This is a genomic window from Auritidibacter sp. NML120636, from assembly GCF_003185945.1.
In the GTDB taxonomy this organism is placed as follows: domain Bacteria; phylum Actinomycetota; class Actinomycetes; order Actinomycetales; family Micrococcaceae; genus Auritidibacter; species Auritidibacter ignavus.
Map to the genome: position 1 here is coordinate 144,336 of NZ_QHLO01000004.1, position 26,186 is coordinate 170,521.

23 protein-coding genes and 1 pseudogene are annotated in these 26,186 nt (G+C 61.1%); 9 read left to right on the forward strand and 15 right to left on the reverse strand.

Features of this window, described 5'->3' with window-relative positions; translation table 11 throughout:
* Positions 1-2: 2 nt before the first annotated feature.
* The 3 genes from DCC25_RS05240 (at position 3) to DCC25_RS05250 (ending at position 4,916) form a co-directional block, all read left to right on the forward strand.
* Positions 3-2,693 carry an ABC transporter permease gene (locus DCC25_RS05240; protein WP_110100875.1) on the forward strand — a complete coding sequence of 897 codons (2,691 nt, stop codon included), beginning with the start codon at positions 3-5 and terminating at the stop codon, positions 2,691-2,693.
* 254 nt (positions 2,694-2,947) lie between these two features.
* Positions 2,948-3,778, forward strand: coding sequence for an SDR family oxidoreductase (locus DCC25_RS05245; RefSeq protein WP_110100876.1), 831 nt, complete (start codon positions 2,948-2,950; stop codon positions 3,776-3,778).
* Positions 3,779-3,839: 61 nt separating this feature from the next.
* A complete protein-coding gene (locus DCC25_RS05250) occupies positions 3,840-4,916 on the forward strand; it encodes a phosphotransferase family protein (protein ID WP_110100877.1) in 1,077 nt (358 codons plus the stop codon).
* A 117-nt stretch (positions 4,917-5,033) separates the two neighbouring features.
* On the opposite strand, the gene DCC25_RS05255 is transcribed toward DCC25_RS05250, so the two are convergent.
* Positions 5,034-5,813 (reverse strand): crotonase/enoyl-CoA hydratase family protein, encoded by a 780-nt coding sequence (locus DCC25_RS05255; protein ID WP_110100878.1) that lies wholly within the window; start codon positions 5,811-5,813, stop codon positions 5,034-5,036.
* 35 nt (positions 5,814-5,848) lie between these two features.
* Positions 5,849-6,727, reverse strand: coding sequence for a 3-hydroxyacyl-CoA dehydrogenase family protein (locus tag DCC25_RS05260; protein ID WP_110100879.1), 879 nt, complete (start codon positions 6,725-6,727; stop codon positions 5,849-5,851).
* A gap of 374 nt (positions 6,728-7,101) precedes the next feature.
* Between DCC25_RS05260 and DCC25_RS05265 the strand changes: the two genes are divergently transcribed.
* A complete protein-coding gene (locus DCC25_RS05265; protein ID WP_110100880.1) occupies positions 7,102-8,325 on the forward strand; it encodes an acyl-CoA dehydrogenase family protein in 1,224 nt (407 codons plus the stop codon).
* Here DCC25_RS05265 and DCC25_RS05270 read toward each other — a convergent pair.
* From DCC25_RS05270 to DCC25_RS05290, 5 genes are all read right to left on the reverse strand, one after another.
* On the reverse strand, positions 8,300-8,812 hold the full coding sequence (locus DCC25_RS05270; RefSeq protein WP_233487912.1) for an NUDIX domain-containing protein: 513 nt from the start codon (positions 8,810-8,812) through the stop codon (positions 8,300-8,302). The genes DCC25_RS05265 and DCC25_RS05270 overlap by 26 nt on opposite strands.
* A gap of 43 nt (positions 8,813-8,855) precedes the next feature.
* On the reverse strand, positions 8,856-9,302 hold the full coding sequence (locus DCC25_RS05275) for a hypothetical protein (RefSeq protein ID WP_110100882.1): 447 nt from the start codon (positions 9,300-9,302) through the stop codon (positions 8,856-8,858).
* Between the two features lie 505 nt (positions 9,303-9,807).
* Positions 9,808-10,530, reverse strand: coding sequence for a DUF6318 family protein (locus DCC25_RS11215; protein ID WP_146206414.1), 723 nt, complete (start codon positions 10,528-10,530; stop codon positions 9,808-9,810).
* Positions 10,531-10,638: 108 nt separating this feature from the next.
* The gene (locus tag DCC25_RS05285) at positions 10,639-12,063 is read right to left on the reverse strand and encodes an HNH endonuclease (protein WP_110100883.1); all 1,425 of its coding nucleotides are present in this window, start codon (positions 12,061-12,063) and stop codon (positions 10,639-10,641) included.
* Positions 12,064-12,196: 133 nt separating this feature from the next.
* Positions 12,197-13,204 carry a DUF368 domain-containing protein gene (locus DCC25_RS05290; protein ID WP_110100884.1) on the reverse strand — a complete coding sequence of 336 codons (1,008 nt, stop codon included), beginning with the start codon at positions 13,202-13,204 and terminating at the stop codon, positions 12,197-12,199.
* A 101-nt stretch (positions 13,205-13,305) separates the two neighbouring features.
* Between DCC25_RS05290 and DCC25_RS05295 the strand changes: the two genes are divergently transcribed.
* Positions 13,306-14,217, forward strand: a complete 912-nt coding sequence (locus tag DCC25_RS05295) for an aspartate dehydrogenase domain-containing protein (RefSeq protein ID WP_110100885.1) — start codon at positions 13,306-13,308, stop codon at positions 14,215-14,217.
* A gap of 31 nt (positions 14,218-14,248) precedes the next feature.
* On the opposite strand, the gene DCC25_RS05300 is transcribed toward DCC25_RS05295, so the two are convergent.
* Positions 14,249-15,913, reverse strand: a complete 1,665-nt coding sequence (locus tag DCC25_RS05300; RefSeq protein WP_110100886.1) for a long-chain-fatty-acid--CoA ligase — start codon at positions 15,911-15,913, stop codon at positions 14,249-14,251.
* A gap of 160 nt (positions 15,914-16,073) precedes the next feature.
* Between DCC25_RS05300 and DCC25_RS05305 the strand changes: the two genes are divergently transcribed.
* Positions 16,074-16,847, forward strand: coding sequence for an enoyl-CoA hydratase/isomerase family protein (locus DCC25_RS05305; protein WP_110100887.1), 774 nt, complete (start codon positions 16,074-16,076; stop codon positions 16,845-16,847).
* A gap of 15 nt (positions 16,848-16,862) precedes the next feature.
* Here the strand turns inward: DCC25_RS05305 and DCC25_RS05310 are convergent, their stop codons facing one another.
* The 5 genes from DCC25_RS05310 to DCC25_RS05330 all read right to left on the reverse strand — a co-directional run bounded on the left by DCC25_RS05310 (position 16,863) and on the right by DCC25_RS05330 (position 22,597).
* Complete coding sequence (locus DCC25_RS05310; RefSeq protein WP_110100888.1) at positions 16,863-18,023, reverse strand: acyl-CoA dehydrogenase family protein; 1,161 nt, start codon at positions 18,021-18,023, stop codon at positions 16,863-16,865.
* Positions 18,024-18,085: 62 nt separating this feature from the next.
* Positions 18,086-18,823 (reverse strand): 3-hydroxyacyl-CoA dehydrogenase, encoded by a 738-nt coding sequence (locus tag DCC25_RS05315; RefSeq protein ID WP_110100889.1) that lies wholly within the window; start codon positions 18,821-18,823, stop codon positions 18,086-18,088.
* Between the two features lie 84 nt (positions 18,824-18,907).
* Complete coding sequence (locus tag DCC25_RS11520; protein ID WP_233487913.1) at positions 18,908-20,785, reverse strand: cytochrome b/b6 domain-containing protein; 1,878 nt, start codon at positions 20,783-20,785, stop codon at positions 18,908-18,910.
* 32 nt (positions 20,786-20,817) lie between these two features.
* Complete coding sequence (locus DCC25_RS05325) at positions 20,818-21,801, reverse strand: electron transfer flavoprotein subunit alpha/FixB family protein (protein ID WP_110100890.1); 984 nt, start codon at positions 21,799-21,801, stop codon at positions 20,818-20,820.
* 13 nt (positions 21,802-21,814) lie between these two features.
* A complete protein-coding gene (locus tag DCC25_RS05330; RefSeq protein WP_110100891.1) occupies positions 21,815-22,597 on the reverse strand; it encodes an electron transfer flavoprotein subunit beta/FixA family protein in 783 nt (260 codons plus the stop codon).
* A 192-nt stretch (positions 22,598-22,789) separates the two neighbouring features.
* Between DCC25_RS05330 and DCC25_RS05335 the strand changes: the two genes are divergently transcribed.
* Entirely contained in the window at positions 22,790-23,395 is a 606-nt protein-coding gene (locus DCC25_RS05335) for a TetR/AcrR family transcriptional regulator (protein ID WP_110100892.1), read from the forward strand.
* 31 nt (positions 23,396-23,426) lie between these two features.
* Here the strand turns inward: DCC25_RS05335 and DCC25_RS11285 are convergent, their stop codons facing one another.
* The gene (locus tag DCC25_RS11285; protein WP_158524731.1) at positions 23,427-23,567 is read right to left on the reverse strand and encodes a hypothetical protein; all 141 of its coding nucleotides are present in this window, start codon (positions 23,565-23,567) and stop codon (positions 23,427-23,429) included.
* Positions 23,568-23,656: 89 nt separating this feature from the next.
* On the opposite strand from DCC25_RS11285, the gene DCC25_RS05340 reads away from it, so the two are divergent.
* A complete protein-coding gene (locus DCC25_RS05340; protein WP_233487914.1) occupies positions 23,657-24,616 on the forward strand; it encodes an alanine:cation symporter family protein in 960 nt (319 codons plus the stop codon).
* On the opposite strand, the gene DCC25_RS05345 is transcribed toward DCC25_RS05340, so the two are convergent.
* Positions 24,613-25,492 (reverse strand): IS5 family transposase gene (locus DCC25_RS05345; RefSeq protein ID WP_110100894.1). Its coding sequence is split into 2 segments (ribosomal slippage): positions 24,613-25,134 and positions 25,136-25,492, totalling 879 coding nucleotides; the frame shifts between segments, so codons are not numbered across the junction. The genes DCC25_RS05340 and DCC25_RS05345 overlap by 4 nt on opposite strands.
* 65 nt (positions 25,493-25,557) lie before the next feature.
* Here DCC25_RS05345 and DCC25_RS05350 point away from each other — a divergent pair.
* Positions 25,558-26,145: pseudogene (locus DCC25_RS05350) on the forward strand (IS3 family transposase); the annotation flags it as partial.
* Between the last annotated feature and the right edge of the window lie 41 nt (positions 26,146-26,186).

The following is a 26,186-nucleotide window of genomic DNA, read 5'->3' on the forward strand; positions in this document are numbered from 1 at the left end:
CGATGGCACCGACCCTGAAAATTGCCCTCTCCCAGATCCGCCACAGCCCTCGCCGGTACGTATCGGTGCTGATCGCGATCGTGATCGGCACCATGTTTCTCGCCGGAGCGCTCCTGGTCGGATCCACCTCAACCGCGACCCTGAAAGCCACCCTCGGAGAGACCTATTCGACCTCCGATGTGGTGTTGTCCCCGGACCCGTATTCCGATGCGGCCTTATTGCTGGCCGATCCAGACACCCAGCGAGAGCTGGAAGAGCTCGATACCGTCGCCGAGGCCTACTCGCCGAGCACCACCTATGTTCCCCTCGGAACCGACACTGAGCCCAACGCGGCGCCCTTGCTGTTACAACCGGCCCCGCGGGATCACTCGTTAGTGGCTACCGAACCGACTCGGGGCGAGCTGCCGGCCCACGACGGCAGCGGCGAGATTGCCCTGAACGCTGAGGCGGCCGAAAAGCTCGGTCTCGATATTGGCGACACCTTCGAGCTCGAGGGCCCCAACGGCCCGGTCACCGCCACCCTGACCGGTACCTTGCCGAGCACCACCAACCCGATGATGGTCTACGGCTACCAGGCGATCGGCTCCACGGACCTGGTCGAAGCCTTCAACGCCGTACCCAGCCAGGACCCCGAGACCGGCGACGGATCCGGTCAACCAGCTACTGACGAATCCGCCGAGCAGGCCGACACCGTCTTCACCGACTACACGCTGATCCGGCTCGCCGACGGTGCCTCCACGGACCAGGCCCTGGCCGAGCTGACGTCGTGGGCCGAGCGTCAAACCGCTGACGACCGCATCACCACCACGATCCAGGTCGACACCCCAGAGCACACCATCGCTGCTGAACTCGAGGAAACCCCCGTGGCCGCCGAATTAGTCGGCGTGCTCTTGGCCTTTGCGGTGGTCGCCCTGTTTGTCACGATGCTGGTGATCGCCAATACCTTCCAGGTGCTGGTCGCCCAGCGCTCCCAACAACTGGCCCTGCAACGGGTCTTGGGCGCCACCCGCGGCCAAGTCCGCTCCTCGGTATTGCTGGAATCCTTCGCGATCGGCCTGATCGGCTCGGTGATCGGCCTCGGGCTCGCGGTAGGCTTGATGGCCTTGCTGGTCTTGTTGGGATCTCAGCTACTCAACATGCCGCAACTGACCTTCGGAGCAGAGCTGAACCTGCTCTGGGTGCTGGTGGCCGGTGTGGTGATCACTGTGGTCGCCGCCTTCTCCCCGGCCCTGCGCGCCACCCGGGTCTCCCCGCTGGCCGCGCTGCGTCCGATGGAGCCGACCGGGGTGCAGCAGAAGACCGGCATCATCCGGTTGATCATTGGTGCGGTACTGTTCGTGGGCGGCTCGGCGCTGATGGTCGGCACCGCCCTGGTCGGCCAGTTACTGCTGGCGATCCTGGGTGGGGTCATCTCCTTCATCGGCATATTGTTGCTGGCGGTGCTGTTCGTTCCGGGCGCGGTCTACGGTGTGGGCGCGCTCCTGCGTGGTCTGGGCGGGGTCCCGGGCCGAATGGCCCAGCTGAATGCGGTGCGCAACCGGTCCCGCACCGCCTCGACCGCCACCGCACTGCTGGTGGGCACCACGCTGGTCACGCTGATGCTCACCGGTGGACGCATCGCTCAGGCGCAAGCCGACAAGCTACTGACCTCGAATTTCCCGGTCGATGCCGTCATCACGGAGCTGGCCGATCCCGCCACCACCGCCGAAGATATCGAGCAATTCGAGCACGTGCAGAACACTGCCGTGATCGAGACTGTCGGCACCTACGAGGACTCCAGTGGAACGCTACAACAGGTCCAGTCCGCCCAGCCCGACGCGCTGACCGCGGTCGGCATTCCGGATCAAGACGTCGAGATGCTCGAGGAAAAGCACACGGTGTTGTTGCCGTCATGGATCGAGCAACAGGGGCAAGACATGGGGCACGATCCGACCCCGCAGACCCTGGAGGTCACCGGCGCCGACGGCACCACGCTGACGCTGACGGTGCAGCGAACCGAGACGTCATTGCAGAACCCGCTGGTCTCGCCCGCCACCGCCGAGGCGTTGGGTGGCCCCATGCCGGCCGAGAGCCTGCCAGACTCCCCGGACTCTGCCGCCCCGGTCTCGCCTGGCGGTCAGGTCTGGTTCAGTGTCGACGACGGTCTGAGCATGAACGAACTCACCGAACTGTTCACCTCGATCAATACCCAGCTGGACGAGACCGCCAACGTCACTGCGCCCGCGGCCGAGAAGGCCCTCTACCAGATGGTGATCGACATGCTCTTGCTGATCGTGGTCGCCTTGCTGGCCATCTCGGTGATCATCGCGCTGGTCGGCGTCGCCAATACGCTCTCGCTGTCCACCATGGAACGCACCCGAGAGAACTCGCTGATGCGCGCGTTGGGGCTGACCCGTGGGGGGCTCCGCTCGATGCTGGCCTGGGAGGCGATGTTGATCGCAGCGGTAGGCACCGTGCTCGGCTGTGTGCTCGGAGTGTTCTACGGCTGGGCCGGGGCCCAAGCGCTCTTCCAGCCGCTACTAGCCGATGACACGCTGAGCCAGTCCTCTTCCGAGGTGGTGGGACTCACCGTCCCGTGGGTGGAGATGCTGATCATCCTGGCAGTAGCGGCCCTGGCCGGCCTGCTGGCCTCCATCGCCCCGGCCCGCCGGGCGGTGAAGACCCCGCCGGTCCAGGGGCTGGCCATGGAGTAACCGCAAGCGCTAGCACTGGGTCCGTGGCCGGTGGTGTCCAGCTCTCATCGCCACATCGGGTGACGAGATGGCACCACCTGCCCGGGCCCAGCCACCGGTTTAACCGGCGCATGTAACTTATCGGCCAACAGTGTCGTTTTAGGTGAGCTACTTTCCAATCCTCTGTGACCCGGGTTACTCTAAAGGGGTGATAAGGGGAGAAGCATTCTCCCACCGCCCACTGCATACCACTATCGACTGGAGGGTCCCGGACCGTGACTACCGAAACCACCGCATCATCGCAACAGCACGCTGAGGCCAAACCACAAGACTTCGCCGGCAAGACCGCCGTGGTCACCGGCGCTTCTCGCGGGATCGGCCTGGGCATTGCTGAAGAGCTGATCGCTCGCGGGGCGAATGTTGTGATTACCGCCCGGAAGGAAGGCCCCCTGCAGGAAGCCGCCGAGCACCTCAACGAACTGGCCGGCAAGGCCGGTTCCTCCGGTCGCGCGATCGGGATCGCCGGGAAGTCGCACGATCCCGAGCACCGTCCCGAGGTTCTCGCTCAGGTCAAGGACAATTTCGGTCGCCTGGATGTGCTGGTCAACAACGCCGGGATCAACCCGGTCTACGGCCCGCTGGCCGAGATCGAGCTGGAAGCCGTCCAGAAGATTTTGGAGGTCAACGTGATCTCCACCTTGGCCTGGGTTCAGGAAGTCGTCGCCGATGACGAGCTGGGCTTCAAAGACCACGGTTCGATCGTGAACCTGACCTCTGTCTCCTCGATTATCCCCTCGGCCGGTATTGGCCTGTACGGCGTGTCCAAATCAGCCGTTTCCCACCTGACCCGCACCTTAGCTGTCGAGCTCGGCCCGAACATCCGGGTCAACGCCGTCGCACCCGCGGTGGTCAAGACCAATTTCGCCAAGGCCCTGTACGAGGGCCGGGAAGAGACCGTGGCAGCTGAGTACCCGGCCAAGCGGCTGGGCACTCCCGAAGACATTGCCACTGCGGTGGCCTTCCTGGCCTCCGATGCCGCCTCGTGGATCACCGGTGAAATCTTGGTGGTCGATGGTGGCATCACCGTGGCCGGCGGTTCTGCCTAAGCAAGCCTGCCACAGCGCACGGTGCGGAACAGGGAAGAACAGCAAGAGGAGACGATAGATCATGAGCGAGCCTGACAACTCCACAGGCCACGCGGCGCCGGGTGAGGACCTGCCCGGGCTGAGCTTAGCCGCGGTTCGTACCTACCTGGATGATCACCACCCGGGACTCGTTGACCCCGAAGGGCAACTGTCTGCCGATCTGATTACCGGTGGTAAGTCCAATATCACCTACCGGGTCACTGATGGGCGCAGCACCTGGGCGCTACGCCGACCTCCCATTGGTCACGTGCTGGCCACCGCTCACGATATGTCGCGTGAGTATCGGGTGATCTCCGCACTGACCCCGACCAGTTTCCCGGTCCCCAATGCGGTCACGCTGTGTGAGGACACCGAGGTGCTGGGCGCCCCGTTCTACCTGATGGATTTCATCGAGGGCACCACCTACCGGTATGCCCGCCAGCTGGAACCGATCGGAGCAGAGCGGACCCGCAAAATTTCGGAGCGGATCCTGGACACGCTGGTCGATCTGCATGCCATCGATCCGGCCGAGGTGGGGCTACAGGACTTCGGTAAACCTGCCAACTACCTGCAGCGCCAGGTGTCCCGGTGGAAGAAACAGCTGGATGCCTCCCTGTCGCGGGATATCCCCGAGTTTGAGCAGCTACACCGCCGGCTAGAGTCCCAGATCCCGGAGCACTCCGAGGTCAGCATTGTCCACGGCGACTTCCGGCTCGACAACACGCTAATTGGCGCCACCGGCACCGACCAGCAGGACGAAGTCCTGGCGGTGCTCGACTGGGAGATGGCGACCCTGGGCGACCCGCTAGCAGATCTGGCTCTGACCGTGGTGTACAACGCCTTGGCCACCCGGGGTGGCCACGCCGCCGAATCGGTGTCCGATGTTGCCCTGGCCCCGGGCTTCATCAGCCAGGACGAGCTTCTGCAACGCTACGCGGAGCGCTCCCAGCGGGACCTGGACCAGATTGATTTCTACCTGGGCCTGGGTGCCTTCAAGTTAGCGGTGATCATGGAGGGCATCCACTACCGCTACCTGCAGGGCAAGACCGTGGGTGAAGGATTCGACAAGGTCGGTGAGCTCGGCCCTGCCGTGCTGGCCTACGGTCTGGAGCACCTCTAATCCCCGCACTCGCTCAGATCAAATCAGACCACAGCTCAGTCAGCCACAACAGCCACCACTGATCAAAACCAGCGAGCCGGTGCACCTGCTGCCAGGTGTACCGGCTCGTTTTGGGCGTTACCGTCCTTTCCACTGCGGAGCACGTTTCTCCGCAAAAGCACGGGATCCCTCCAGTGCGTCCTCGGACTCCCCGACCGGTTCAGTGAGCACCCGCTGACGCTGCATCATCTCATCCTCCGTCCAGGAGGCAGATTCCACCACCACCTGTTTGGACACCCGCACTGCCAGCGGGCCATTGGCCGCGATCTTCTGGGCCATCTCTAGGGCGGCGTCCAACGCCGTGCCTTCCGGCACCAGCTCGTTGACTAGTCCGTGCCGGTACACAAACTCAGCGGGGAAAAGATCACCGGTCAGCACCATGTGCAACGCCACGGCCCGGTGTGTGCGCCGCGGCAGTCGCACCACACCACCCCCGGCAGCGATTAACCCGCGCTTGACCTCGGGGAGTCCGAACGTCGCGGTTTCGGAGGCCACCACCAGGTCACAGGCCAGCATGGTCTCAAAGCCACCAGCCAGCGCGTATCCTTCCACCGCGGCAATCACCGGTTTGGACACGAAGTTCTCGGCGATCCCCAAAAACCCTTTACCTTCCACAAACGGGCGCTCGCCCTTTTCCGCGAAGGCCTTCAGATCCATTCCGGCACAAAAGGTCTGTTCGGCGCCAGTCAGGATCGCTACCGCCAAAGAGTCGTCCCGATCAAAATCGTCCAGGATCGCCACCATGGCTTCCGACATTTCATTGGTCGCGGCATTTTTCGCCTTGGGCCGGTTCAGGGTAATGATCAGCACCTGATCGCGGCGCTCAGTGATCAGCTGATCGGTCGGTGATTCCATCATGGCTAAACTCCTTCTGGATGCCCGTGCCGGGGCTGTTAGTTCTCGTAGTTGTACCAACCACGACCGGTTTTCCGGCCGTAGTCACCGGTTTCGTATTTTTCTTTCAGCACCGGGTGCGGTAGCGCTGCGTCCTGCCCGGTTTGGTCGTATTCGGCCATATCGATGAAGTAGGAAACATCGATCCCCACCAGATCCATCAGCTCGAATGGCCCCATCGGGTGGCCCAGAGCATCCCGGGCGGCCACATCGATGTCTTCATAGCTGGCAATACCGGCCTGGTAAAGATTCAGCGCCTCATCGCGCAGGGCATTCATGAGCCGGTTGGCCACGAACCCGGGGATCTCACGGTGCAGTTGCACCACGTGCTTGCCCAGTCGCTGCGCCACAGCGCACATCACGTCGATGGTGTAGGTGGAGGTCTGGTCGTTGGGCACAATTTCCACGGCCTTCATCACCAGCGCCGGGTTGAAGAAGTGGAAATTGCACACCTTATCGGCCCGGTTGGTGGCATCAGCAACCTGAGACGAGACGATCGTGGAGGAGTTGGTCGCCAGAATCGTGTGCTCCGGCGCCGCTTGATCAAAACCGGCGAACAGTTTGCGCTTGATCTCCAGGTTCTCGGTGGCTGCTTCAATTACCACATCGGCGCCCGAGACCACCTGATCGGAATCCGTCGAGAAGCTCAACCGGTCAAACGCCGCATCAACATCAGCCTGCTGGCGACGGCCCTTGGACACGTCGCGTTCCATCCGCGAGCGCAAAGACGCTTCAGCTTTCTCCAGGGCCTCATCCACAATATCCACCACAGTGGTCTCGAATCCGGCCAGGGCGCACGCCATCGAGATCTGCGACCCCATGGTCCCGGACCCGATCACGGCAATGCGACGGATGTTTTGTAGCAGGTCGTCAACCATCAGAGCACTATCTCCTCGTTCTGCTTCGGTCGTTTCTCCTCGACTCTGATCAGTTCTGATCGGTGCTGACCAGTGCCAACTGGTGCTGGCCGGCAAGAGCCGATGGGTGATGATACATCTCCCGCTTAGCCTACCGGTGGCGACGATCACAGTGGAAGATGCGTTGGGCTCTTACGCTACTGATCACCCCGGCTGTCCAACAGCGCCATCCCATAGTCTCAGTTGAGCAATTCCCGGCACGCAATAATCGGCCCGCATCTGCGTATAGAAGCATTAACCCCTCGCTATAACCCCCACCGTGGGGTGTGGGTCACTATGATGTGGAATACATTGTCTTGCCAGCTGAGGCCGTCGTGAAAAGAGGAAGAGCGCTCATGCCCAAGCATCCCACTGACCTGATGAACATCGAGTTGTTACTGAGCACTGAAGAACTCGAGGTCCGTGACCGAGTCGCGGAGTTTGTGGATCGCCGGGTGCGTCCGCAGATCGCCATGTGGTTTGATCAAGCCCATTTGCCGATCGAACTGATCCCCGAAATGGCGGAGCTGGGCCTATTCGGCATGCATTTGAAGGGCTACGGTTGCGCGGGGCGTTCCGCGGTGGAGTACGGTCTGGCGATGCAGGAAATGGAAGCTGGCGACTCGGGGTTGCGCACCGTGGTCTCGGTTCAGGGATCCCTGGCGATGTCGGCGATCTCTAAGAATGGTTCCGAACAACAAAAAGAATATTGGTTGCCCAAGATGGCAAGCGGTGCAGCGCTGGGTTTCTTCGGTCTCACCGAACCCACTGCCGGATCCGATCCAGCCAGTATGACCACCCAGGCCACACTCGTTGACGGACAGTGGGTGCTTAACGGCGCCAAGCGCTGGATCGGTTTGGCCTCCATCGCCCAGGTGGGCATCGTCTGGGCTAAAACCTCGGTGGCCGATGCACGCACGGTCGGCGCGGTTCCTGAGGACTACGACAAGCCCGATGATGCCCAGGTCGTGCGCGGGTTTATCGTACCCACCGATACCGAAGGCTTCACGGCCATCCCGATCGAGCAAAAGTTGTCGATGCGCGCCTCGTTGCAGTGCGAGATCCACCTGAACAATGCCACCCTGCCCGCCGATGCGATATTGCCCAAGAATCCCGGCTTGCGCGGTCCCTTTAGTTGCCTGAATGAAGCCCGCTACGGCATTGCATGGGGCGCGATGGGGGCCGCGCGCGACTGCCTGGAGGTGGCATTAAACTATGCCTCCGAACGATTGCAGTTTGGCCGCCCGCTGACCTCGTTCCAGCTCACCCAGAAGAAACTGGCCGATCTCACCGTCGATCTGGTCAAAGGGCAGTTGCTGGCCCTGCAACTGGGTCGAGCCAAAGACGCCGGCACCCTAGAGAACCATCAGATCTCGGTGGCGAAGATGGATAATTGCCGTAGCGCGATCAACATCGCCCGTGAGTGTCGCACCATTCTGGGTGGCAACGGCATTACCGGCGACTACTCACCGCTTCGTCATGCCAATAATCTCGAATCGGTTCGCACCTACGAGGGAACCGACGAAGTACACACGCTGATTATTGGCCACCAGCTCACCGGGATTCCGGCCTATAAATAGGCTCGGCCCTCCCCAACTGGGCTCGAGAAGTCTCAGTGAGGTAGCCGATAGCGGACTGTTGCATTCGGGTTCGAATCTCTGTGGCGAGGTCCGCGAGAAAGGTTCCTTGAGGAAGCCCTGGATCGTCACCGTCGATAGGGATCCAGCGTAGCTCTTCGATTTCCGCGTGGGGTTGCAGGTCCTGGTCCTGCCAGATCTGGTAGTCGACGGTAAAGACTCGCGAACGTAACACCGTATTCGGTTCGTTGGCTGCAACACTGGTGAATGTACCCCAATCGTGCAGGTCCTCGACCCGTAATTGAAGACCCAACTCTTCGCGGGCTTCCCGCACGGCGGTCTCGGTAGCGCTTTCTCCGTGTTCGGGCTTACCGCCCGGGTACATAAATGCCTGAGTCCCCACTTTGCGCACATGGCAAACGCGATCCTGATCATCGCGCAAGACCACAGCACTGACAGTGATGACGGGTTGTTCTTGAGTCGTGTCCACCCGCCCAGTATAGAACCGCGCCCATGAGGCTTCTTGAGCAGACTCAACAACCCCAGTTCGTTCGAGCTTCATCGCACGGGCCGGACACGTTGCGGGTCTCGGCACGCCAGATGTCGGCAGTGACCGGATCAGCGTCCAGGGCCAAAGTCCCGGGGATAGGGCGACTGGCCATCCCCTCCACCTGGTAGGTTCCCCGATAGTGAGTCGTGAGATTGACCTGGAACTGGCCGGTGTCATCGTAAACGTGAGAGGTCGGGGTTTCGTCATTAAACACCTCCGTGGCGTAACCACCCACAGAAGTTGTCCGGCTGGTCCCGTCACCGTAATCCCATTCATACCGGAACGGTTCCATTTCAACGCGAACCGAACGACCAAACATCTGTTCCTCAAACACTTGAGTCTCGGTGGAATCGACAAAGAAATTGGTATGCGCCCGGATCAACCCGAACCCACCACGATCAGTAGAAATCTGACCCGGTTCGACCTCCATCGTTGCTACCTCTGACATCGTCACGTCAGGAACGACCACCTGCTGATTTCCTCCCGCTCCACCAACTGGAGCAGGCTGCGAGACAGGCGTACTGGGATTTAGCAACGAGTCACACCACTTCGGCGTAGTAAATTCTGGAATCCGTATCTCGAGCCGCTTGTGCGTGAAACAGATAAGGCGAAGGGCGTATTCAGACGAATGCGCAGAAGATCCCCCACTGTTCGAAGACGGCCCACTGCTCGAGCCCCCACCAGCGCTAGAACCGGAAGAGACTTCTCTCGAGGGTGCGTCGTGTGACGGAGCTGTTGTTAAGGGGAGAGCACGCGTCGAAGAAGAGCTGCCCTGCTGGTTCAGCTCGGCGGACACCTCAATAGTTCCTTCTCCGGCCAAAGCACTCGTCCCCCATTCGATGCTCGAGGACTCATCTGCGAACGCCATGGTCTTCGTGAACAAAAGGACCGCACACGTCACAATCGGGACTATAAGAAAACAACGCTTCATGAGATTATTCCGCTACACCACCTGAGTAGTACCAAATCTGGACTATCTGCCATATCTCCTCGGACTCATCAAAAGCCAGATCCATTTTGTGACCAGTTCGTTGATAATCCTCAACGCCACGGCCTGGAATAATTTCGCCGTTTGAATCGTAAGTATGGTTCTCCTGCTGAGTAACAGAAACGTCAACTTCGCCTTGACCAGAATCCGGATCAAAATGCAGAACGTTGTAGATCTCTGGTTCCGTACCAGAGTTGTCCGACCAAGCTCCTTCCTCATAATGGCGTATCAACGAATCCATCTGACCTTGACAGTACTCACAAGACTCAGTGGAGATTTCCTCCAGGAGTGCAGTGTCACCCGACTCCGACATGTAGTTGTAGGCGTCCCACCAATACAGGGCGGCGGCCTTCATACCCTCCTCAGTCGGGTCACTGAGACCCTCCGGTTTTTCCGGGACCGGAACATTTTGGGCCGGCCCGTCCTCGGATGCGGGAATATATTCCGTAGGAGAGGGATCTTGACTAGTTGCAGTCTGATGCTCCTCGTCCGGTACGGTGGCATCCAGAGCTGAGGCATTGTGGTTAGTATCGTCGGAAGAACAGCCAGCTAGGACGAGCCCCAACAAAACCAAGCCACTGCACGAAAACACGGAGGCAAAACGGTGTCGCCGACGTTCAGTGGACGGTGTAAGTGATGATTTAGGCACGGTTCGCATCTCCAGTTTCATCGAAACGATTGTGTAAGCTACATCACTCCACGGTACTGGTCATGAGAAATCGCTACTAGAGCTATCCACAATTAATTTGCACACGCACACATGAAAACGTGCAGACCCCTAGAACGGGGGTGGGCCTTCGAAGTCGGAGAAACCCGGTGGGTCATCATCGGCGTCCCAGGGCAGCGTGTCCTCGTCGGGATCCGACGCGTTGAGATTCGGGGCATTGGGTGCCGGAGGACCGTTGCCGACCACCAGTCCAGGGATCACGGGAGTGGTGGGAGTGTGGTATCTCTGGCCAGTGGGGGTTTCAACCTGTACCCCGTCGGCGTCGGCGGTGTAGTTCCAGCCGATTTTTTCTTTGTTCTGGTTGCAGCTGGCACAGAGCCCCTGCCCGTTCTCCCAGGAGGTCGCTCCGCCGTCCGCATACCGGGTGGCGTGATCAAATTCTTGGATCGGGTTGTCGCAGAACGGGGTGCGGCAAACATCATCGCGCGAGGAGATCAGGGTTTTGAGCCCGGGTGTGAAGGATCGGCCGGAAGATTCCATGCCGATCAGGCCGCCGTGGCCGGGGTCGATAAAGAAACGACGGATGAAGGCCTTCGCCTCGGGGTTTTTCAGCCACTTTCGCGCGGTGTCGGCCGGCAGGGGGCCTTGTCCGGAGATCCAGGCCGGGGAATCACCGTGACCAAACAGTGCATCGGCGGTGATTAACACGCCGACGTGGGCTGAGACTGCCGGCGCAGTGCGTTGGCCGGTGGCGTATTCGACGAGCAAGTCGGCTTCGAGCTGTTTCAACGTGCGCGGATCGGGGTTGTCGGCGTCGGCGATCATCCGACGGGCGGCCTTGGTGAGACTAGCCTTGATCGCAGTGGCTTCTTCGGTGGGGAGGTAACCGAGCACATAGGACATGCCGGGCCCGGCATCTTTGAGAGTGACGGAGCGTTTCGGCCGGGCGTCGCGGGCTTGAGTAGCCTGTCGATCAGTATCGAGTCGTTGCGCGTGGCCGCGAGCTTGGCGGGCCAGGCGTTGCGCCGAGAGAGTTGGGTAGTGCTCGGCCAGTTCGGCATCGATGGTCCGCTGGTGCTCGGGGGTGAGGCCGGAGAGTTCGCGACTGATCAGTTGCAAGGAGTGTTCGGATAGGTGGCCCTCGGTCAGGGTGTCCAATGCCCGGGGCATGGTGGTCGTCAGGGTGCGCGCCAGATCCAGGAAACGGTGACCTCGAGTCGGTGACTGGTGGCGGGCCAGGCCGATTTCGGCCGCGAGGCCGGCGCCACGGCGGTCGGCGGGGACGCCTTCAGCTTTCTCGCGGGCGAGGCGTTGGTCATGAAGCCGGGAGGTAAGCCGGACTTCAGCAGCGGTAAGCGCATTTTTGGTACGTTCGAGTTCGGTGAGCAGCTCGACCATGCCAGCTTCTGTAGCCACGGGGGCGGGTTGTGCAGCGAGTGGGGTATCGGCGCACATCGCGACGAATTCGGCCATGAATTGCTCGCGGGCCTGAGCCAGTTGGGTGGCGGTGGTGGCGGCATCAGTCAGGATGGTCATGCCCTCCAACGTAGTGGGCCACTGAATTCGGGGGCAGTCGGCCCGATCCAACTGTGGACAACCAGAGGGCTGTGGGGGCGTGCTGTGGAGGCAGCGATCGTCAGCTCAGGGGTCGGAGCGCATGGGTCGGACGTTAGCTGTCTTGGGCGCGACGAGCCATTCGGCGGTCGACGATGATCAAGATCACCACGATGGCAACACCGGCCAGCATCAAGAGGATGACGGGCATCAGCGTGTTGGGATCGGGGCCGAGTAGTGATCCGGCTTCGTCTTGCCAGGGCCACAGGCTCCGCAGGGCGCCAGCCATCACGCCGGTCAACACCGCCAGGGTGAGTGCGTGGTAGTGGTCGAGCAACCATTTCAGGGCTTTGACGATCACGATACCGCCGAGGATCAGGCCGGTCAGGAAGATTCCCAGATAGCCCAGGTCGCGTTCGTCGACGGCGCGCAGGGTGGGCTCGTAGAGTCCGAAGGTCAGCAGGATGAATGAGCCCGACAGTCCGGGTAAGACGAGGGCCGAAATCGCGACGGCGGCGGCGAGAATGATGATCCAGGGGGTGGGCTCCAGGTCGGCTTGGGGCAGGGACACCAGCCAGAAGGCGGCGATCAGGCCGAGGATCGCGGCGAGGATGTGGTAGTAGCGCAGGCGCTGGCGGGAGGGGTCTTTGCCAGCCCAGCGTAGCAGTTGGCGACGGTAGCGGAAGCCATCGAGCAACATCAGGAAGGGCACGGCGATCGAGGCCAGCACCATGCCGAAGAACAGTCCGCGCATTTGTTCGGGGTAGTTTTCCAGCAGATTCACCATGGGGCCGGCGATCAACAATACCGCCACGAGCATGCCGATGACGGCGGGAATGACGACTTTCCAATGCACGGCTGCCATCTCGGAGCGGAAGGCAGCAGCTCGGTCGGGGCCGGTGATGAGTTTGCGGACGGCGGTGATCAGATGCGAGGCGGAATCGATGATCTGGTCGTAGATGCCGACCACCAGGGCCACGGTACCGGCGGAGACGCCGGGGACAGTTTCGACGGTGCCCATCATCGCACCGCGCACGGCGTTACCGAGCACGGAGGTCTTGCGGTAACTGGGCCCGGAGGGCGCGGTCTGCTGGTCGGTGGCCTCATCGGGGGCTGATGACATCGGGACGGTGTCCTGTTCTCTACGGTCGCTGGACTGTTTCTGCGGGAGTTGTCTGCCAGCCGGGCATGGCCTGAGTCAGTCTACGAGATTAGACTGAAAAAATGCCTGCAGAAACGTCAACCCACGTGGTCTTTCTGGGTTTTGGTGCGGTGGGTCGCCATTTAGCACGGTTGTTGCGCCCGGAACTGGATAAGGACCGAATCCGACTCACCGCGGCGGTGCGGGATCTGTCGCGCTATGAAGACAGTCCGGCACCCGATGGCGTGCAATTGGTCCAGATTGATACTCCGGGTCTAGAAACAGCGGTGGACAGTGCCGAGATCATTGTGGAGGCCGCCGGAGTTGAACCGGCCACTACCTACGGACCGGGGGTGATTGCGGCCGGTAAAGATGCGGTGCTGACCAGTGTGGGTGCGTTGGTCGATGAAGAGATTGCCACCCAGCTGTTATCGGGTCCGGGACGGTTGTGGGTGACCCACGGTGCGATCGGCGGGCTGGATATGTTGTCGTCACTGGCCGAGGCCGATGGGCTGGACCGGGTGGGAATTACCACATCGAAACCGCCGGCAAGCTTGATTCAGCCCTGGATGGATGACCAGCAACAGGATCGGCTGGCACATTTGGGGGACGATGACGAACCGTTGACGGTGTTTTCGGGTTCCCCCCGAGGCGCAATAGAGTCGTTTCCGGGGAATACGAATGTGGGCGTGGCGTTGGCATGGGCCACCCGCGGGTTGGGCACGTCGCCGGAGGATAACGTGCGGTTGATGCAACAATCGCTGGATCGGGTGGAGCTGAATCTGGTGGCCGATCCACGTTTGACCGATGCCCGGCATGAAATCATCGCCACCGGTGCCGCCGGGCGGTTTCAGTTCACGTTCGAGTCGGCTCCGAGCCCGGAAAATCCGCAGACCTCCATCACGACCGCGCTGTCGGTAGCGCATACGCTCCGGCAGGTGCTTCAGCAGCTGGGGGATCACACACCACCGACAGCGGGCAAGCCGCGAGGTTAGGTTTGCGCAGATCAACCCTGGTGAGACCAGGTCACGCCAGGTAGGTATCGGAGTACTCGGCGCGGATCTTCTTCTTGTCGATCTTGCCGACCGAGGTGGCGGGGATGTGATCAACAACCTGGAAGGAGTCCGGCAACTGCCACTTGGCGAAGTCCTGGAGCAGGTGCTCGTGAATTTCGTCCAAGGTGATCTCTTCACCGTCGCGAGCCACCACCAGCACGAAGGGGCGCTCTTCCCATTTGGGGTGTTCCAACCCGACCACGGCAGCTTGGGCGATCTTCGGGTGAGCGGTGAGCGCATTTTCCATATCGATCGAGGAGATCCACTCGCCACCGGATTTGATCACGTCTTTAATGCGGTCGGTGATTTTCAGGTAGCCGTTCTCGTCGATGGTGCCCACGTCGCCGGAGCGCCAGTAGCCGTTGACGAAACGGGCGGCCAAATCTTCTTCGGCCATCTTGTGGTAGGTCCCGGTGATCCAGGGGCCCTTCATGCAGATCTCGCCGGCCGAGGTACCGTCCCAGGGGACCTCGAAGCCGACCCCGTCAAAGAGGGCAAAGTCGATGCCGGAAAGCAACAGGCCTTGTTTGCGCATCAGTTGCAACTTGTCGTCGTCGCTCAGCTTTTCCTTCAGGGTACCTTTCAGACGGTTGACGGCGACCACCGGGGAGGTTTCGGAGGCACCGTAGCCGTGGATGACTTCGGCACCGGTCAGCTCGATAAATCCGTGCATCATGGACAGCGGCGGCTCGGAAGAGCCAGAAATCATGCGCAACCGGGACAAATCCGGGGCGGGATCCATTTTCTTGATCTCCTCCAGCATCGGGGAGAAGATAGCCGGGGCGCCGTTGGTGACCGAGACGTTTTCCTCGACGATCACCCGCACCAGTTCCGGGGTTTCTTCCATGGCATACCGGCCCGGGAGTACGAGTTTCGCTCCAGACAGCACCGCCATATAGACAAAGCCCCAGCTGGAGACGTGGAACATCGGGGTAATGGGCATCACGCAGTCATCGGAGGTGATTCCTAGCACCTGGGCCACACCGTAGGTGTGCAACACCTGGGAACGGTGGGAGTAGAAGATGCCTTTGGGGCGACCGGTGGTACCGGTGGTGTAGCAGGCGGTACAGGCCGAGTTCTCGTCCATATTCGGCCAGTGTTCTTCCACCGGGGCTTCAGCCAGAATATCCTCGTAGAACACAGCGTTCTCCAGGCTGGTCTGGACCTGGTCGGCGGGTTTGTCGGTCATGATCACCCAGGTCTGCACACCGGTGGCCTGCGGGGCAATCGCCTCGGCGACCGGGAGTAGGGTTTCGTCGACACACACAACTTTCATCCCGGCGTTGTCCAGCACGTAGAGCATGTCTTCGGCGGGAAGACGCAGGTTGATCTGAACGTGGACGGCACCCAGGGCCGGTAGGGCCCAGTACATTTCGAAGTGTCGCAGGTTGTTCCAGTCGATCACGCCGACCCGGTCTCCCACGCGGACACCTAGCTTGCGCAGAGCGTAGGAAATCTTCACGATGCGGGTGTATTCCGCCGCGTAGGTGGTGCGATCCCAGCCGCCATCGGCCGTGCGGTAGACCACCGGGGTATCACCATAGCTGCGACAAGCGTGGCGCAGCAGTGTGGTGAGGCTGAGCTGGTAGTCGTTCATCATGGTGGCGGGGTAACCGGTGACCACTGGTTCAGTCATTGATACTCCTTATGTTGTGTTAAGTCTCATATTAAAGGGTGATCTGACTCACTCAGCTTAGTATGTCATGTGAGCCGAATTACAGATGACGCTCATTCATGACGTCAGGTATCTATGACCACCATGGTCGGTTGTTCGAAGGATCACTAGGATAAAGCACATGATTGAGACCAGTATTGACAGCAACATCGGCACCGTTACGCTGAATGCTCCGGAACGGTTGAATGCACTTAGCCCGCAGGATTTTGCAGATTTCGCCGCGGCGGTGCGCGAGCTACGCACCAACGAACAGGTACGGGTGATCATCATTCAGGGAGCCGGCGATGCCTTTTCTTCCGGGTTGAACCTGAAGGCCCTGCCGTTTTCTGATGACGGTGAACCACAGATCAACGATGATCAGGTGCGGGCGATTTATCAAACTCCGGTGGAGATCCGGGCCGCCCGTCAGCCGGTGATTGCTGCGGTGAACGGACTGGTGATCGGTGGGGCAATTTCGCTGATTGGAGCCTGTGATTTCCGAATCACCACCGCACAGACCAGGTTCCGGGCACCATTTGGGGACCTGGGTCTCTCCGGGGGAGATCTGGGGCTCTCGTGGTTCTTGCCACGACTGGTGGGACCCACCCGGGCAGCACAGATCTTATTGAGTGGCGAGTGGTTTACCGGTGCCGATGCTGCCCAATGGGGTCTGGTCACCGAACTGGTGGATGACCCCCAGTTCCGGGCACAACAGCTGGCTCAAATCCTGGTGAAGAAATCGCGGTATTCCTTGGAGCAGACCAAGCGGTTGTTGGTGGCATCGGTAGATACCGGGGTGGGGTTGGACGCCCACCTGGACGATGAAATTGCCGTGCAGGCAACAGCCATGCGCTCCCCCGACTTCATCGAGGGAGCGCAGGCCATGATGGAAAAGCGGGAGCCGAACTTCGGCTAATCCAGCTGGGGTGGGCTAGAAGCCGCGAGAGATCAGATCCTTCATGATCTCGTTGGTGCCGGCGTAGATCGGCTGCACCCGGGCATCAACGTACATGCGGGCGATGGGGTATTCCATCATGAAGCCGTAACCGCCGTGCAGTTGCAAGCACCGGTCAACCACCTTGCACTGCATGTCGGTGGCCCAGAACTTGGCCGCAGATGCCCCTTCGGTGGTGAGTTTTCCGGCGACGTGTTCTTCAATGGCCCAGTCGACCATGGACTTGGCGGCCAGCGTGTCGCCGGCGCATTCGGCCAGGACGAATTTGGTGTTCTGCATGTCCATCACGGTCTTGCCGAAGACCTGGCGGTTTTTGGTGTAGTCGATGGTGGTGCGCACGGCGGCCTCACACGCAGCAGCGCCGGTGACGGCCACGGCCAGACGCTCCTGGGGTAGCTGCTGCATCAGCTGGTAGAAACCCTTACCTTCGCCGGCTTCACCGCCGAGGATGTTGGCGGCGGGAACCCGCATCTGGGAGAAGAACAATTCACGGGTGTCCTGTCCGTGGGTCCCGATCTTCTGCAGTACGCGACCGCGCGAGAAGCCTTCGAGTCCGTCAGTTTCAGCCACGACCAGCGAGATACCCTTGTGACCGGGTTGGTCGTTGGTGCGGGTGACGATGATAATCAGGTTGGCCTGGGAACCGTTGGTGATGAAGGTCTTGGAGCCATCGATCACGTAGTCGTCACCGTCGCGAACACCCTTGGTGCGGATGGCCTGCAGATCGGATCCGGTGGTGGGCTCGGTCATGCCGATCGCGGCGACCAATTCACCGGTGGCCAGTTTCGGCAACCAGCGCTGCTTCTGGTCCTCGGTGCCGTATTCCAGAATGTAGTGGGCGCAGATCACCGAATGGATCACGTTACCCCAGGCATTATCGGCCACGCGGGCCTGTTCTTCGATCAGCACGGCTTCGTGGGAGAAGTCTCCGCCACCGCCACCATACTCTTCGGGGATGGACAGGCACAGCAGGCCGGCGTCGCCGGCTTTATTCCACAGGTCGCGGTCGACTTCGTGCTGTTCGGCGAAACGTTCCGCGTTGGGGGCGAGTTCTTTTTCGCAGAATTCGCGGGCCATATCGCGCAGATCGTCGTGTTCTTCAGTGGCCCAGCGGGGGCGGTAGTCATCTAATAACATGCTTTTCTCCTCAGCTTGGTCGATGCCGGGTGGCTATCTGGTGATCTGACAAAGTGGGGTCGTTAGGGCTGCATCCGAATGGCGCCATCCAGCCGGATGACCTCACCATTGAGGATCTGGTTCTCCCAGAGGTGCAGCACCAATTGGGCGTACTCGGAGGGCTCACCGAGACGCTGCGGGAACGGGATCGCTTTGGCCAAGGAGTCCTGGGCTTCCTGGGGTAGCGAGGCCATCATCGGGGTCTTGAAGATCCCGGGAGCGATGGTCACCACGCGGATGGCGTGGCGGGCGAGTTCGCGGGCCAGTGGCAGCGTCATGGAGGCGACACCACCCTTGGAGGCCGAGTAGGCCGGCTGTCCGATCTGGCCGTCGAAGGCTGCCACGGAGGCAGTGTTGACAACCAACCCGCGCTCACCGCGCTCATCCGGTTCCTGGGTGTGGATGGCCTCGGCGAACAGCCGGGTGGTGTTGTAGGTACCGATCAGGTTGATGTTGACGACTTTGGCGAAGTCGGCCAGCGGGGTGGCTTGACCTTTGGACACCGCTTTTTGGGCAATGGCGATCCCGGCGCAGTTGACCAGGCCGGAGAGCCGTGCTGTGGACTGGGCGACCTCGATGGCTCTGCGAACCTGATCTTCGTCGGTGACATCGGTTTTCACGAAGGTGCGGTTTTCAGCATCTTCACCCTTCAAATCGGCCAGGATGACCTGGGCGCCCCGGGAGGCGAGGGCCTCTGCGGTGGCAGCACCGAGCCCAGAACCACCGCCGGTGACGATAAAACTACGCTGTGAAAACTCCATAGTCTTCTCCTTAACTTGTGGTGTGACTATACAGTCATACAGTACCAAATGAGAGACGTGTCACAGGCACCGTGTGGGGTTTTCTTAGCGCGACGAAACGGTACCGGTGGTTTGGGCCACCGGGGAGATGATCATCGGCTTGATCAGCCAGGTGGCACCGACCGTGACCGCCAGGGCGAGGAGGAAGACCAGCAGGCCCCAGACGTCGTTGGTGTCGCGACCGGTGAACATATAGTTCAGGTTGGTCAGCGCCCCGGTCATAAATACCAAGAAGACGTGGACGATCACAAATGCCACGAAGAAGATCATGGTCGGGAAGTGCAGCTTGCGGGCCAGGGGAGCGGGATAGATCTTGTTCAGAGTGGCGTTATTCTTCGGCCACCAGGTCGACATCCGCAGGCCGGTGATGATCGCGATCGGGGAGGCAATGAAGACCACAATGAAGTAGGCCACGACCTGCAGTGCGTTGTAGTGCGCCCACGCATCTTCTGCCGGCCAGTCCAGGGAGGCGTATTGGATCCCGGCGGAGACCATATTCGGGAAGATGTCCCAGTCGGTGGGCACAATGCGGGCCCAGTGGCCGGTGGCGAAGAGCAGGATCACAAAAATCACGCCGTTGAGCACCCAGAGCAGGTCCAGGGCTTGGTGAGTGAACTGGTGGATGGTGACCTTGGGTCCTTCGTCCTTGAACGGTGAGAACAGGCTCTTCTTCTTGGCTCGCCAGTAGGCTTCGGGACGCTGTTCGGTGCGGATCAACAGACCGGTGCGCACGATCAGCACCATCAGGAAGAAGTTGAAGAAGTGTGCCCAGTTCATCCACCACGGGAACCCTTCGGGGGTATCCGCCGGTTGAGTGGAGTGTCCGTCGTAGGTGGCGATGAACTCGGCCACCGGGTCCAGGCTGCGAAGCCAGCGGGCGAAAAGGACCACCACAACGGCCAGAACCAGGACACCGGCCAATCCGAGCAGGCGCTTGGTCCACGGCGAGAGCGGTTTCTTCTCTTTCGGCCTCGGCGAGACAGACGGTTGCTGGGCGGCAGCGGCGGTGGGCTGGGCTGCCGCCTGATTGGCCGCGAGGTGAGTATCCGAGGGTGTGGTCGTCGCCGTCGGCGAGGAGGCCGGTGACTGCTCGGTCTGCTCGGGTTCCGCAGCGGTCGCTTCGGCCGGCTGCGCCGGAACGTAGCGGTATTTCAGCGGGGTCCAACCGGCCATCCGGCGACGACCCTCCGGAGCGGTTTCGGGGGTAGAGACTTCTTCCACATGCCCCTGACCTGCTGTTGCGCTGGTCGTCGGGCCCGCGGTGGTCGCGGTCGCGGTGTCGTGTGTTGCTACGGTGGCAGGAGCTACCGCAGGTTGCTGTGGTGCACCGGATCCCTCAGTGGTCTCACCCGGCTGCGGGGTACTGGCCACGCGCTGATACTTCAGCGGTGACCAGCCAGCCATCCGACGACGACCGGCAGGGATCGACTGCTCTTCGGCAGCGACCTCGACTACCTGGGCGGTGGTGGTAACCCCAGTGGCGGTACCACCTGCCGTGGTTGCGTCGGCCTCGGGTGCAGACGCAGGGGATGCCGAAGTGGCCACGGAATCGGAGGGTGCTGTGGATGTGGAGGGTGCCGCACCGGTAACCGCCTGGCCCGTGTGCTCCGGAACGAACCGGTAGTTCAACGGGGTCCAGCCCGTCATGCGACGTCGCCCCGCTGGCAGGGGGGCCGGCTCGGTCACTTCTTCGACCGTTCCGGTCCCGCCGGCCGGCGCGGGGGTATCGGCTGGTGGCTGGGGTGCAGGCTGTGCAGCCGTCGGTTGTGCTGTAGCAGGCTGCGGTGGGGTCTGCTGGTCAGCCGGTGCGTTTATCGGTGCACGTGTGGCCGGCACGGCGTGGGGGTTTTCCACGGTTAGTGGTGTCCATCCGGCCATGCGACGCCGCGAAGGCTCGCCACGCAGGTTGTCCTGCTCCGTCATCGTTGGTGCCCCTCCTGGTGGTGCATGAGTGGTTAGCGTTTGCCCAGTTCTTCGATCAGCTGGGGAACCACGTCAAAGAGATCTCCCACAACGCCGAAATCGGCGACTTCAAAAATGGGAGCCTCTTCATCCTTATTAATGGCCACGATGGTCTTGGCGGTCTGCATACCGGCCAGGTGCTGGATCGCACCGGAAATACCCAGAGCCACATAGAGTGTCGGCGAGACCGAGACACCGGTCTGACCCACCTGGTAGGAGTGTGGCACGTAGCCAGAGTCCACCGCGGCACGCGAGGCACCCACGCCAGCCCCGAGAGCATCCGCCAGCTGGTTAACCAGGTCAAAGTTTTCCGCCGATCCCACGCCGCGACCACCGGAGACCACAATGTCGGCACTGGTCAACGCCGGGCGGGTCGAGGTCTGCTCGGCGACCTGGACGGCATCAACGCTGGCGAACTTCGAGGTGGTCTCACCGGAAGATAGGGTGAGCAGTTCGGGACTCGACACCGAGTCAGCACGGTGGGAAACCGACCCAGGGCGAATCGTCACGATCATCAATCCACCTTCCACGGTGGATTCGGCGTTGTAGTCACCGCCGAACACCGCGTGGGTTGCCACGTTTTCTTCACCCTCGGCATCCCAGTACAGACCGGTCGTGCCGTAGGCCAGGGCACCGTGACGCGAGATCGCCAGCCGCCCGGCAGTGTTGCGACCCGTGATGGTGTGAGACAGCACCACGGTGGTGGCACCCGACTGGTCGATGGCCCGCTCCAGGGCGGTCAGTTCGGCTTCACCATAGCCGGAACCGGCACCGGTGGAGGCCAGCACTTGGGTGGCACCCAGCTCGCCAAGACTCGAGACCACCTCGGCGGCAGGCTCGCTATCAGTGGCTACCACAGCCACGGGAGCGCCGACTGCAGCAGCTGCGCCGAGCACCTCGGCGGCAGATTCAGCGGGTTGGCCCTGCTCAGTGAGCTCAATCAGGGCCAGGACAACGGGGTTGTTGGGGTTCGTCATGGGGTGCCTCCGATTAGATCACGTGGCGTTCGGCCAGGAAGTCAACAAGTTGCTTGACGGCATTATCCTCAGCGGGGACCTTCGGTCCGGCGGTGCGCGCAGGACGCTGGGCGGCGCTAACCATCGTCGAGCGCACATAGGCGGCCTCGGGACCGGCCTGCAGGTCCAGGTCAGCCAGCGACAGTTGCTCCTGTGGCTTCTTTTTCGCTGCACGGATGGCCTTGAAGTTCGGCAACCGTGGCTCAGCAATCTTTTCGGTCAGCGAGACCACAGCGGGGTACTGAACGCTCAACGTGGTTTCGGTGGTGCCATCGCGTTGGACACCGGAAATCCCGGTGGCGGTCGCGGTGGCTTCATCCAAACTAGGCGCCACGGGCCGGCCGGTCAGCTGGGCGATCGCGGCTGCGAGCATACCGCCCTGCCCGTCGGTGGACTCAGCCCCGGTGAGCACCAGGTCTGCTCCTTCACGCTCCACCACGGCGGCCAAAACGCGGGCGGTTTGGATCAAATCGGATCCGGCCAGTCCATCATCGACGATGTGCACCGCTCGGTCCGCACCGATGGCCAGCACCTTCCGCAAAGCCTGCGAGGCATCGTCGGGGCCCATGGTCACGGCGATGATTTCGGTGTCATCGGCACCAATGTCGTCCTTAAATTGGGTGGCTGCCTCGGCGACACGTTCATCGATCTCATCGATCACGGCTTCTGAGACACGATCAACCATGCCGGTCTCGAGATCGAGCCCGCGCTTGCCATAGGTGTCGGGCACGAACTTGGCGAAGATCATTAGCTTCATCGCTGCACTCCGTCTGCACTTTTGTACGTTGTAGTTTCGGGTGGGTGTCATCCTGGCGCTGACCGGGACACAAAGTCCCGTCGTGCCCTCACGGCGCGCGTCATGGCACGTTAGGATTTAGCCACACACATAGTACTCTACTGTGATCTAGCACGCATTATTTCTATCGTTACCGAAAGAGGCGACACCCGGATGCATCTCACCGACTCAGCGGAAACCACGGCGAAAGAACGCATCCTGCAGGCCGCTCTGGAATTGTTTTCACAACACGGCCCGGCTGCCACCTCGATGCGCGCGATCTCGACGCAGGCCGGGGTGACCGTCGGGTTGATTACTCATCATTACGGCACCAAAGCGCTCCTGAAGGAAGCGGTGGAAGATGAGATCGTGTTCGGTATTCGGGATGCGATCGCCTACGAGCACCTTCCCGAAGACCGCAAACCGGACGATCCGCAAGCGGTGGCCCCCACTTTGGATCAGCGGCTCCGCGATTGGTGCCAGGAGAACCCGTACGGGGTGAATTACCTCCGGCACGTGATGTTGCTGGGCGATCGGGAGGTCTCCGAAGACCTGTACCAGCGCATCACCGATCTTGCCACCGCCCAGATCCAAGAGTTACGCGAGCGCGGGTTCGCCTCCACCACTCGTGACACCAGTGAACAGGTCATGCGTGTCCTCTACGGGCAACTCGGCCAGGTGTTCATGCAACCCTTTATCGATCGGGTGGCCGAAAAACTCAATGTCAACGCCGATGAGATGGGGTTGCATATGCGCGTGGTCGCCGACCCGACGTACTAGACTGGCCTGGCATGACCCAGCGCCGATCCTCTCAGACCCCCCAGACCAGCACCCCTGGCACCGCGACAACCTCGGGACCTTCCGCCGATTTTGGTGGCGGTTTCGCCTGGGGCGCGTGGATTCGCAATACCGGGGCGATCACCGCGGTGGTCATCGGTTCCGGGTTCGCCACCGGCCAGGAGATTCTGCAGTTCTTCGCTTTCCCATGGGTTATGGGGCATTATTGGCACCGGCATCGTGGTGTGTGTCATCTTGGGGTTTGTGGCCGCTCAGCTGGCCCGGGCCGGCTATCACCAGCGTTTTGCGCGCCCGGGACAGGCCTACGAATTCTTTGCCGGTCGCTGGTTAGGTTTGGCCTTTGAATGGTTTGCGTTGTTGTTCATGTTCGCGGTGACGATCATTATGATCGCCGGCGCCGACTCGCTGTTCGTCGAATCCTTCGGCTGGCCTCCGCACGTGATGGGTGTGATCATGACCGTGTTGCTGGTGGCCACGGTGCTGATGGGGTTGCGACGCACCGTCGATATTGTCGGCAATATTGGCCCGGTGATTGCGGTCATCGCGATCCTGTTGGGGATTTATGGGATCGCCCATAACCCCTCAGGTATTGCCGATAGCGCCCGCTTTCTAGCCGACGTCGATTTCGAGGCCAATGAGTCTGGGGCCGTGCGCGCCGGGAGTAATTGGCTGGTTGCCGGGTTGCTGTTTGCCTCGTACAACATGCTGGTGTTGGTCAACTTTGTTACCGCGGTGGGAACGGAGTCACCCCAACGCAAGGTCGCGGTGGCCTCGGGAGCCAGTGGCGGGGTGCTCTTCGCCCTGGGGGCAGCTGTGGCCGGTGCCGGCCTGCTGGCGAATCTGCCGCAGGTGTGGGATAAAGATATTCCCATGCTCGAGATTGCCGGGCTGATTGCCCCCTGGGCGCAGATTATTGTCGCGATCCTGATTATTTTCGGTGTTTACACCACCGCGGTGCCACTGTTGTGGTCCACCGTGAACCAGTTCGCCGAGGACCGCACCCCGCGGGCGGTCGTGCTCACGCTGGTGTTTGCGGCCCTGGCGATGACGTTTGCATTGTTCTTCGATTTCCGGACCTTGGTCAATTCCATTTACACCATTGGTGGCTGGGTCGGGCTGGTCTTTATGCTCATCCTGGTGGCCCAAACCCCGGTGGTTCAGCCGATCCGCAACCGCCGCCAGAAACAGCAGGCACAGGCCTAGGGCGTGTCTGACAAATGTTGTAACCAGGCGATGACACCGTTGAGCACGATAGCGGCCCGGTAGATGATGGCGAGTTTGTCATATCGTGTGGCCAGTCCTCGCCACTGTTTCATACGGGCGTAACCACGCTCGATGACATTGCGGCGCTTGTACTTGATTGCGTTGAACTTCGGTGGACCGCCGCCCTTTGATCCTCGCCGGAGACGATGGCCTTGCTGATCGGTCGGCTCGGAGATGACTGCCTCGATCTTTCGTGAGCGCAGCAATGAGCGATTCGCTTTCGATAAGTAGGCTTTGTCACCCAGGAGCGCATCTGGGCGGGTGCGTCGACCGACTTTCAGGTTCTCCAGTAGCGGAGCAAGCATAGGGCTGTCGCCGTCCTGGCCGGCAGTGCAGATCGTGACCAACGGCAGTCCGTGGCCATCGACGAGCTGATGAGTCTTTGTCGACAAGCCACCACGAGAGCGGCCGAAGGCGTGGTCAGGCGACTCGGTCAGCAGATCCTTGTAATTCGACGAGTCCCTTTTTTACGCGGCTGATGTTCGTTGCGTGCTGGTGAGCACGAGCGATCGTGGAGTCGACTGAGACGGTGAAGTCGACCTTGTCATTCTTCACCGCAAAGTCTGTCAGCGCCTGGTGAATGGCATCCCAGGTGCCGTCAGAAGCTAAGCGACGGTGCCAGGTCCACACGGTCTGCCATTTGCCGAAGGTCTCGGGCAGGCCGCGCCAGGCGATGCCGGTACGGTAGCGGTAGATGATGCCTTCGATCATCTGCCTGGAATCGGAAAAGCGGCGTCCGCGCTTGCCTGTTGGTGCTGGCAAGTAGTCAGCGATGAGAGCCCATTGGTCATCAGTGAGCAGCTGGAATCGAGACATGACTCAAGAGTTTCAGAAACCAACCGTAAACTTTGTCAGACACGCCCTAGAGGAAGCGCCCGAAGACGGCTTCGGCTAGGGCTGAGGAGTGTCCGGATGATCTTGTCGAGCGTGAGTTCGCGGCACCGGCACCCAATTGTTTATGGGTCGCGGACATCACCTATGTTCCGACGTCTGCTGGGTGGGTGTACACGACGTTCATCCTTGATGTGTTCGGCCGTGAGATCGTCGGCTGGCAGGTGACGAACCATATGCGAGAGTCCCTGGCCAGGGATGCGCTCACAATGGCTCTGGCAGCGAAGCACAGAGCCGGTGAGGACATCTCTGGGCTGGTGCACCACTCAGATCGAGGAGTGCAGTTCCGGTCGGTCCGCTACGGCCAGACTCTGGCGGAGTCAGACGTCATCGCCTCAGTCGGATCACGTGGAGACTCCTACGACAATGCCATGGCCGAAGCGCTGAACTCGGTCTACAAGGCAGAACTCATCGACCGCAAGAAGTGGTCCGGACTGATCGAAGTGATGGCAGAGACCTCGAAATGGGTGGCCTGGTACAACCAGCAGCGACTGCACTCAGCACTTGACTACCGGACACCGAACGAGGTCCATTCAGAATGGACCAACCAGGCCAGCACCAAACCGGCCGCAGCCTAGAAAACCAAGAAAAGAACCCTCTACCAAACCCGGGGCTTGAC